At 65.0% G+C, this 9,208-nt stretch carries 11 protein-coding genes; 4 read left to right on the top strand and 7 right to left on the bottom strand.

Annotated features, from left to right (window positions below; translation table 11 throughout):
• Window positions 1–148 precede the first annotated feature (148 nt).
• Both sufB and QZY06_RS09550 read right to left on the bottom strand, forming a co-directional pair.
• Complete coding sequence (gene sufB / locus QZY06_RS09545) at window positions 149–1,582, bottom strand: Fe-S cluster assembly protein SufB (RefSeq protein WP_367275602.1); 1,434 nt, start codon at window positions 1,580–1,582, stop codon at window positions 149–151.
• A 105-nt stretch (window positions 1,583–1,687) separates the two neighbouring features.
• A complete protein-coding gene (locus QZY06_RS09550) occupies window positions 1,688–2,158 on the bottom strand; it encodes an SUF system Fe-S cluster assembly regulator (RefSeq protein WP_295683386.1) in 471 nt (156 codons plus the stop codon).
• 142 nt (window positions 2,159–2,300) lie between these two features.
• On the opposite strand from QZY06_RS09550, the gene QZY06_RS09555 reads away from it, so the two are divergent.
• The gene (locus QZY06_RS09555; RefSeq protein WP_295683388.1) at window positions 2,301–2,768 is read left to right on the top strand and encodes a thioesterase family protein; all 468 of its coding nucleotides are present in this window, start codon (window positions 2,301–2,303) and stop codon (window positions 2,766–2,768) included.
• Window positions 2,769–2,793: 25 nt separating this feature from the next.
• Here QZY06_RS09555 and QZY06_RS09560 read toward each other — a convergent pair whose 3' ends face one another.
• Complete coding sequence (locus QZY06_RS09560; RefSeq protein ID WP_295683390.1) at window positions 2,794–3,717, bottom strand: DUF3293 domain-containing protein; 924 nt, start codon at window positions 3,715–3,717, stop codon at window positions 2,794–2,796.
• A 12-nt stretch (window positions 3,718–3,729) separates the two neighbouring features.
• Here QZY06_RS09560 and QZY06_RS09565 point away from each other — a divergent pair, with 12 nt between their 5' ends.
• Window positions 3,730–4,035, top strand: coding sequence for a hypothetical protein (locus tag QZY06_RS09565; RefSeq protein ID WP_295683392.1), 306 nt, complete (start codon window positions 3,730–3,732; stop codon window positions 4,033–4,035).
• A 5-nt stretch (window positions 4,036–4,040) separates the two neighbouring features.
• On the opposite strand, the gene QZY06_RS09570 is transcribed toward QZY06_RS09565, so the two are convergent.
• Window positions 4,041–5,135: an AraC family transcriptional regulator gene (locus QZY06_RS09570; protein ID WP_295683395.1), complete on the bottom strand. Its 1,095-nt coding sequence runs from the start codon at window positions 5,133–5,135 to the stop codon at window positions 4,041–4,043.
• A 30-nt stretch (window positions 5,136–5,165) separates the two neighbouring features.
• Here QZY06_RS09570 and QZY06_RS09575 point away from each other — a divergent pair, with 30 nt between their 5' ends.
• The gene (locus QZY06_RS09575; protein ID WP_295683398.1) at window positions 5,166–6,203 is read left to right on the top strand and encodes a fatty acid desaturase; all 1,038 of its coding nucleotides are present in this window, start codon (window positions 5,166–5,168) and stop codon (window positions 6,201–6,203) included.
• Between the two features lie 71 nt (window positions 6,204–6,274).
• Here the strand turns inward: QZY06_RS09575 and hisI are convergent, their stop codons facing one another.
• The 3 genes from hisI to QZY06_RS09590 all read right to left on the bottom strand — a co-directional run bounded on the left by hisI (window position 6,275) and on the right by QZY06_RS09590 (window position 8,583).
• Window positions 6,275–6,772, bottom strand: coding sequence for a phosphoribosyl-AMP cyclohydrolase (gene hisI, locus QZY06_RS09580; RefSeq protein ID WP_295683401.1), 498 nt, complete (start codon window positions 6,770–6,772; stop codon window positions 6,275–6,277).
• A gap of 85 nt (window positions 6,773–6,857) precedes the next feature.
• Window positions 6,858–7,664 (bottom strand): hypothetical protein, encoded by an 807-nt coding sequence (locus tag QZY06_RS09585; protein ID WP_295683403.1) that lies wholly within the window; start codon window positions 7,662–7,664, stop codon window positions 6,858–6,860.
• A 61-nt stretch (window positions 7,665–7,725) separates the two neighbouring features.
• Window positions 7,726–8,583 carry a 6-carboxytetrahydropterin synthase gene (locus tag QZY06_RS09590; protein ID WP_295683405.1) on the bottom strand — a complete coding sequence of 286 codons (858 nt, stop codon included), beginning with the start codon at window positions 8,581–8,583 and terminating at the stop codon, window positions 7,726–7,728.
• A 96-nt stretch (window positions 8,584–8,679) separates the two neighbouring features.
• Between QZY06_RS09590 and QZY06_RS09595 the strand changes: the two genes are divergently transcribed.
• Window positions 8,680–9,208 (top strand): SRPBCC domain-containing protein (locus QZY06_RS09595; protein WP_295683407.1); only part of this gene is annotated, 529 nt, incomplete at its 3' end.

Below are 9,208 nucleotides of genomic sequence, written 5' to 3' on the forward strand. Positions count from 1 at the left end.
CGGATAGAAAAACTCGTGCGAATGGTGCCAGACGATGCCCGCCGAGGCGACAAATCGCAGCATGTCGACCCGCAGGAAATCCGTTGATTCGGGTTTGGGCGGCCTTAGCGCCATGGGAGCTTGCCCGATAGAAGAAGGCGCGCTGGCATCACCCCACGCCCCCTTCCAGACTGATCCCCAGCAGCTTCTGCGCCTCGACGGCGAACTCCATCGGCAGTTCCTTGAACACGTCCTTGCAGAAACCGTTGACGATCATGCTGACCGCTTCTTCCTCGCCGATACCCCGGGCGCGGCAGTAGAACAGCTGGTCGTCGGCGATCTTGGAGGTGGTGGCTTCGTGCTCCAGGGTCGCGGTCGGGTTGCGAACTTCGGTGTACGGGAAGGTGTGGGCACCGCACTGATCGCCGATCAGCAGGGAATCGCACTGCGTGTAGTTGCGCGCGCCTTCGGCTGAATCGAGGATGCGGACCAGACCGCGATAGCTCTGCTGACCGCGGCCGGCAGCGATGCCCTTGGAGACAATCGTCGACTTGGTGCGCTTGCCGATGTGGATCATCTTGGTGCCGGTATCGGCCTGCTGACGATGGTTGGTCAGCGCCACCGAATAGAACTCGCCGACCGAGTCATCGCCGCGAAGAATGCAGCTCGGGTATTTCCAGGTGATCGCCGAACCGGTCTCGACCTGGGTCCAGCTGATCTTCGAACGCGCGCCACGGCAGTCGCCGCGCTTGGTCACGAAGTTGTAGATGCCGCCCTTGCCGTCTTCATCGCCGGGATACCAGTTCTGCACCGTCGAATACTTGATTTCGGCATCGTCGAGCGCCACCAGTTCGACGACCGCCGCGTGCAGCTGGTTCTCGTCGCGCTGCGGTGCGGTGCAGCCTTCGAGATAGCTCACGTGCGAGCCTTCCTCGGCGATGATCAGGGTGCGTTCGAACTGGCCGGTGTTGCGCTCGTTGATGCGGAAATAGGTGCTCAGTTCCATCGGGCAGCGCACGCCCTTCGGGATCAACACGAAGGAGCCTTCGGTGAACACGGCAGTGTTCAGCGCGGCGAAGAAGTTGTCGGCGAACGGTACGACCGAGCCGAGATACTTCTTGACCAGTTCCGGATGGTTCTTCACCGCTTCCGACAGCGGGCAGAAGATCACGCCGGCTTCGAGCAGCTTCTTCTTGAAGGTAGTGCCGACCGATACCGAATCGAACACCACGTCGACGGCGACGTTCTGCACGCCGGCGAGCATTTCCTGCTCGCGCAGCGGAATGCCGAGCTTCTTGTAGGTTTCGAGCAGCTTCGGATCGACGTCGGCCAGGGTCTGCGGGCCGTCCTTCATCGACTTCGGCTGCGAGTAGTAGGAGATCGACTGGTAGTCGACCTTCTGATAGTCGACATGCGCCCATTCAGGCTCGGTCATCGTCAGCCAGCGGCGATAGGCCTTGAGGCGGAAGTTCAGCAGCCACTCGGGCTCGTCCTTCTTCGCCGAGATCAGACGGATCACGTCCTCGGAAAGACCAGGCGGAACCTTGTCGGCCTCGATGTCGGTGATGAAGCCGGCGCTGTAGAGCTTGCGGCTCGCAACCATCGCGGTCACGTCGCGGACGTTTGCTTCGGCGGTTGTTTGGGGGTTGGCTGCCATCATGGTTGCTGATCCCTGGTTCAATGCGAAAGTGTGTTCATTCGAGGCAATTCATTCGCGGGCGGCGAAGACGTGCAGCGGCACGCTCTTGCCGTGCATTCGCGCGGTCTGGATCTGGGCACGCGGCGCGGCCATCTGCGCCAAGGTGACGGCGGACAAGGCCTGACGCACGGCCTCATCGATCAACCGCCAGTTCGAACGCGAGGTGCAGCTGCCTTCGATCGTGCAGCCGCCGCCGTGCTGGGCGCAGGCGGTGATCGCGATCGGACCTTCGAGCGCTGAGACGACATCGGCCACGGTGATCGTTTCAGCACCGCGGGCGAGGCGATAGCCGCCATGGGTGCCGCGCGTCGACACCACCAGCCCCCCCTTGACCAGCAGCTTCAGCAGCTTGGCGACGGTCGGCGCGGCCACGTGCGAGCGGGCTGCCAGCTCCTGTGCGTTCAGGCAGGCAGCCGGTTCCAGCGCCAGCGTGGTCATCACGAGCGTGCCGTAATCGGTGAGCTTGGCGATCTTGAGCATGTGGGCTGGAACCTCATCTGGCCCGATACGGGACCGAACTGGTGCGGATTATATCAGCCACGGCCGCGTCGTTTTTTCCGCCGCTGCCTGCGCGACCTTGGGCCACAATAAACGGCCGATCACCGACTTACGACAAGACCGAATGAGCGAGACCTGGGCCAAAGAATGGGACATCGCCCCCGAGCACGTGCACCAGCTGCCGGTCACCGTGCAGCCGGCCGATACCGACGAGATGGGCCATACCAATAACGTCGTCTATCTCGGCTGGCTGGAGCGGGTGGCCTGGAGCCATTCGCATGCGCTGGGCATGAACATGGAGCGCTATCGCGCGCTCGATGCCGGCTGCGTTGCCCGCCGTCACGAACTCGACTATCTGGCACCGACCTTCGCCGGCGACGAGTTGCTGCTCGGTACCTGGATCATCGAAAACGATCAGCGCATCACCATGTGGCGCGGCTACCAGATCATTCGGCCGTCCGACGGCAAGACGGTGATGCGCGCTCGCACCCTGTGGGTCTGCGTCGACATGAAGCGCGGCCGGCCGCGCCGTCAGCCGCCGGAGTTTCTGGCGGTCTACAAACCGGTCGGCGACGGCAGCGCGCCAGCCTGATCGCCGGGGCCCCAAGCAGGCTTCATCAGCGCAGCCAGCGCAGTTCCGGCGGCGCGCCGAGCACGGCCCGGACGATCGCGTTCTGGCGGAACTCGCGGCCCAGCGCTTCGGCGAAACCGGGTTGCGGATCGCAGAGCAGCACGCCGACTTCGGGCGGCCAGACGCCTTCTGGGTCCAGCGCCACGCTGGGCAACCAGCGGACGCCAGCCGCATCGAGCCGGCCCTGCAGTTCGGCCATCGCCTGAGCGTTGTCTTCATCCCCGGCGACTTCGCCGAGCGGATTGCAGGCGGTGACGATCGCCCAGTTCGCATCGATGTCGCAGCGGCTGGCCAGCAGCCGTTCGGTCGCCGCGTCGACCGCGCCGACGCGCACCTCGACCGGACCGGCCGGCGCACTGATCACATAGCGGGCCAGGCGATACGCGGCGTGCAGCTTGGCGACTTCGAGCAGTTCACGCAGCACCGCCGAGAGTTCGGGGATGCGCGCGTTCAGTGTGTGATCACCGTTAAGCATCGTCAGCTGTGCCCTGTGCGTATGGGCGTAGCGCAGTGCCGCTTCCGGCGACACCACGTCATCGTCCCAGCCGTGAACGATGCGGGTCAGCGCCGGCGGCGGTGGCGGTTCGCGGTCGTAGCCGGGGAAGTACAGCGCCGGGGCGATCAGGAACAGGCCATCCGGCTCCAGGCCGCCGGCTGCCATCGCCGACACATAGCCGCCCATGCTGGAGCCCGCCAGCACCAGCGCGCCGCGGGCTTTCGGCGCCAGTTCGAGCAACTGCTCGACGCGGCGGTCCGGGTCCATCGTCTGTCTATAATCCGGCGAGATCACCGTGTAACCGCAGGCCTCGGCGACCTTGGCCAGCTGGCTGATCTTGATGCCCCAGGGACCGCTTTCCTTGCCGTGGGCGAAGACCAGAAGATGAGCAGGCAGCGGTTTGGCAGCAATCATTGGAGACGGAGCGTGGGCAAGAAAGAAGACCCCGATAGCGTAGACGCCAAGCCGCGCCGCCGTCGTCGCAATGAGCCGCTGGAAGTGAAACTGACCCTGCGCTACCGCTTCGGCGATGAGCCGGACGACACCGTGACGATGATGAACGACCGCGCTATCCCGATGGTCAACAGCGTGTTCAAGAACCGCGACCGCATCGTCCGCGCCTTTGCGATGACCCTGGTTCGCGCCGGCATTAGCAAGCCGAAGGTGGTCAGCGAACTGGTGCCGGGGCTCGGCCTGCTGCGCAATCTGGGCAAGCGCGGCAAGAAGAAGTAGCCGAGCTAGCCCGGCTTCCAGCGGCTCGGCGCAATGCCGGTCCAGCGTTGGAACGCATGGGTGAAGCTGGACGTGTCCGAATAGCCGAGCAGGTATGTGATCTCGCTGATCGAATGCCGCGCTTCGCGCAGATAAGACAACGCCAGTTCGCGGCGCGCGTCGTCGAGCACGGTCTTGTAGCTGGTGGCCTCAATGGCGAGGCGGCGTTGCAGACTGCGGCTGGACAGGTGCAGCGCTTCGGCGGCGCGATCCTGGCTGGGCTCGCCGCGCGGTAGCTGTTCGATCAACACCGCGCGCAGGCGCTCGCGGATCAGCGATTTGCCGAAGCGGGCCAGATAGCGCGCCGCGACTTCGTCGTTCTGTCGCGCCAGTTCCGGGTTCGCGGTTTCCAGCGGCACGTCGAAGGCGGCCGCATCGAAGATCAATTCATTGCGATCAGCGCCGAATGCGACCGGCGCCTTGAATGCGCGCTGCCAGGGCCCCGGATCGGCGGGCTGCGGGCGGCGCAGCCGCACTTCCAGCGGCGCGTGATCGCGGGCATACAGACCGCGGCAGAGACGCACGACGACGAACGCGAAGGCATCGACCGCTTCCGGAATCGGCGCATGACCGTCGGCTGTCGGCGCGATTTCGTAGATGCACTGCGCGCCGACGCTGCGGAAGCGCAGCTCGGCGCCATCGCTGACCACCCGGAAATAGCGTAGTAGCCGCTCGAAGGCTTCGCGCAGGGTTGCCGAGGCAGACAGCGAATAGCCGAGTGCGTGAAAGGTCAGCAGTCCGGACTGGCGAGCGACGATCAGCGCGAACGCCGGATCGCCGGTGGCCTCGACGGCGAGCTGCCAGAGCCGGTTGGTGCGGGCGACCGGATAGCGCGCCTGGGCGTCGGCGAGTGCGGCGACGTCGAGGCCGGCTTCGGCGAACAAGGCTGCGCTGTCGACACCGGCGGCATCGAGCGCCTTGCGGATCGCCCGGGCCCAGCTGGTCAGCGTGGTCGCCGTCGTGGCCCTGACTATTGGAATCGGCAGCTTGTCGTGCACGGACAACATCGTGGCGTCGGCGATCAGGCGGGCGTGGCGGGGCGGAACAACAATGCGGCTCATCGTAATCCAGCGATCGTCCGGAAACTCACCATGAGCACAGCCGTCATCAACCCTTCGAGCATGAGCGACGAGCAAAAGGCCGCGCACATCAAGGCCGTGGTCACTGCAGAAGGCCAGCGGCTACGCGAGGCGCATCCGATCCTCAAGCATCAGAACGCGATCGGTGCGGCGATTCTCGCGATCTCCTGGCTCGGCATCATCGCCTGCGGCTGGGCTTACTACGAAGGCACGCTGTCGGCCTGGCTGTGCATTCCGCTGGTCGCGATCTTCGCGTCACTGACGCATGAGTTGGAACACGACCTGATCCACTGGATGTACTTCAAGAAGACACCCTGGGCGCATCACCTGATGATGGCGCTGGTCTGGCTGGCGCGGCCGACGACGATCAACCCCTGGGCGCGGCGCAGCTTGCACTTCAACCATCACAAGTTCTCAGGCCAGCAGAACGATCTCGAAGAACGCGCGATCACCAACGGCGAGCGCTGGGGCATCAAGCGCCTGCTGATGACCGGCGACAACGTGTTGTCGGTGGCACTGCGCATGGGCAAGGTGCCAGCGCACAAGCGCACCAAGCTGTTTCTGAGCGCTGCGGCCGGCTATTTCCCGCTCGGCTGGCTGCAGATCGGCATCTGGTACAACTTTCTCGGCTTCCACGCGATCAATGGCGCCGCACAGCTGGCCGGCACCGAGATCGGCTGGTGGTCATGGATCCTGACGGCGATGCAGGTGATCAACTTCCTGACCGTGACCTGGATCGCGCCGAACGTGCTGCGCAGCTTCAGCCTGCACTTCGTCAGCTCGAACATGCATTACTTCGGTGACGTCGAGCCAGGCAACGAACTGCAGCAGTGCCAGGTGCTGAACGCCTGGTGGATGACGCCGTTCCATCTGTTCTGCTTCAATTTCGGCTCGACTCACGCGATCCATCATTTCGTGGTCAAGGAACCGTTCTACATCCGCCAGATGAGCGCGCCGGTGGCTCACAAGGTGATGCGCGAGATGGGCGTGCGCTTCAATGACATCGGTACCTTCGGGCGTGCCAATCGCTGGACCCAAGCGCGCGCCTGATCGGGCGGCATCGACCACAAAAAAGCCCGAGGGCGGAAGATCCGCCCTCGGGCTTTTCTCGTTCGGTCGACTTAAAGGATGGTCGGATTCGGCGCGTCGCCGTAGACGGCTTTCGGCTCGAACATCTTTTCGCTCTCTTCGAACTTAAGGACGCGAGTGCCATCCGTAATTTCTGGGCCTTCCCCAGTCGGGATCGAGCGATAGAAGCAGGAGCGGTAGCCGACGTGGCAGCTCGCGTCGCCGGGAATCTCGACCCGCAGCCAGACGGCATCCTGATCGTCGTCGATACGCATCTCGACCACCTTCTGCACCAGGCCGGAGGTCGCGCCCTTGTGCCACAGCACTTTCCGCGAGCGGCTGTAGTAGTGCGCTTCGCCGGTGGTGATCGTCAGCTTCAGTGCTTCGGCGTTCATGTAGCCGAGCATCAGCACTTCGCCGGTGTTCGCCGCCGTGGTCACGCAGGCGATCAGGCCATGCTCGTCGAATTTTGGCGCGAGGTCGTGACCTTCCTCGACCTGTTCGATGGTCTGGCGGGCTTCAAAGCGGACATCGGTATTGGCGGCAGTCATGGCGGCTCAACAGATCAGACGGGTCTGGCGGGCGGCGATTATAAACGCGCCGGCTGAACTAGCCGGCGCGTGTGCCATTTGACGATCAATAGGCGCCCGGGCCACGGGGCAGGCGACGGCCGCCACCGCGGTTGTCGTCGTCATTGTCCCGAGGCGCCCGCTGCGTCGGCGCCTGTATCGGCGGGCGCTGTGCCGGCTCGGGCTGCTGACGCGGCGGCGAGGAATTGCGGCTCGGCGCGTCATTCCGGTCGTTGCGGTAGTCGTTACGGCCGTCACGGCCATCGTTTCTGGCCGTAGGACGCTGCCCCGGAACCGTCGGCGGCTGGCGATTCTGATCGCGGCCCTGGTCGCGATCCGACAGATTGCCGCGCTGGCCCGGCGGCAACGGCGGCGCCACGACCGGCGGGCGGTGATCGCCGTCATAGCCATTGCCGCGATCCGGATCGCGCGGCCGAGGGCGGCCCGGGTTCGGGTCGGCGTAGATCGGCGGCTCGGAATTGCGCGGACGGCCGTTGCCATCGCGGTCACGGCCGCGGCCGTCATGATCCCAGTTGTGGTCGTCATCGCGACGGCCGTTGTAGCCAGGCGGGTAGTAGCGCTGGCCGCGGTAATAGCCGCCGCCGTTGCCGTAATAAGGACGGCCGTCGTAGTAGCCGCCACCGTAGTAGTAGCCGCCGTACCAGCCTGGGTTGTACCAGCCGGCACCGTAATAGCCGGGGCCGTAGTAGGAATCCGGGTAGCCGTAGGATTCGTAGCGCACCACCACATCGCGCTGGCTGCGACCGCCGTAGTCATCGTCGTAGGTTTCGAGCGGCGTACAGGCTGCGATCGTGGCAGCGATGCCGATCAGGGACAGAACACGAATGACTATTTTGACGGGAGCCTTGTTCATGGCCGAACTTTACGCCGCCGATCTGAATTGCCGCTGAACAAAAACCGACTTTCGCCGGTGCTCAGCGCAGGCGCCGGGCGATCGCCCCTTTCATCACGCCTTCATAGGCGCGCACCGCGATGTCCCGGCCCGGCCGCGCAGCCGCCGCCAGGCCGGCGAGATGATCGGCAAGGCATTCCACGGTGGTGTCGGTTTCGAGCAGATCGCAGTGCTCGGCCGGCAGTTCCAGCGCGAACGCGCCTTCGGCCGAGGTGTATGCGTAGCGCTGGCGGCTATTGGCCGTCGACACCCGATCTTCACGAGTGCCGAGGTAGATATCGGCCCAGCGCGCGGCCTGTTCGGCTTCGAGCGCGGCATCGCGAACGCCGTCGACCAGGATCTCGATCCGCGACCGATGGCCGTGGGCGATGCGCTGGCAATGGCCGGCGTGCTTCTTCAGGCCGTGCGTGTAGTGGTAGTACGGGCCGCTGATCGCTTCGCTGCGCAGGTTCAGCACCAGTTCGGCGACGTTGGCCGGCACCACAGCGGCCAGCACGGGCTTCAGATGCGCGGCCAGCGCGTCGCTGGTCACGCTTTCTGCATCGAGCAGGGTCACGGCGACCGTCGGCGAGCTGTGCTCGATCGCGCCTGCCGCCGGGCCCCGGAATTCCAGATCGACTCTGCCGCCGGCTTCATGCACGGAAAGCCCGGCGTGACGGCGCGGCACGATCAGCGTGTGATCGGCGCTGTCGTCAAGCGCTCGCTTCAGGCGCTCCTTGACCTCGCCGAAGTCCAGCACCATCGATTGCGCGTCCAGTTCGCCGCGCAGTTCGATGTCGACGATCCAGCTTTCGCCGACCACACCGCGCCGTGCATCGAGATAGGCGCAGTCGATGACGGTGAGTTGCTCGACGAACAGGCTGGACAGAACGCGGGACATGGCAGAACGCGAGGATTTTCAGGGGATTTGCGGCGCACAGTGTAGCGCCGCGTCATCTGCTGGCCGGACAATCAGGCCCCGTACCGGAGCCGAACCATGTCCTGTTCTTTGCGTTTGACCGCTTTTGCATCGCTGGCCTCGAGTTTGCTGGTGGGCGTGTTGCTGCCGCTGAGTGCCGCTGCCGAGGTGGTCAAAGCTGGCGAACAGGGTTTTCTTGCTCGCAATCGGGTGACGATCGCCGCGCCACCGGCCAAGGTCTGGGCCGCGTTGATCGAGCCCGCGCGCTGGTGGAACCAGGAGCACAGCTGGTCCGGCAAGGCCGCCAACTTCAGCCTCGATGCGCGCGCCGGCGGCTGCTTCTGCGAACGCCTGGCGGATGGCGGCAGCGTCGAGCATCAGCATGTCGTGATGGCGACACCGAACCGCTTGTTGCGCCTGAACGGAGGACTAGGCCCGCTGCAGGCCGAGCCGGTCAACGCCGTGATGACCTGGGAGCTGAAAGCCGATGGCGAGCGCACCATCCTCAGCCAGACGTATGCCGTCAGCGGTCAGGCCGCGGGTGGTCTGGCTGGCTGGGCGACGCCGGTCGACGGCGTCATTCGCGAGCAGCTGGAGCGCCTGCAGA

Source organism: uncultured Nevskia sp., from assembly GCF_903885465.1.
Taxonomy (GTDB): Bacteria; Pseudomonadota; Gammaproteobacteria; order Nevskiales; family Nevskiaceae; genus Nevskia.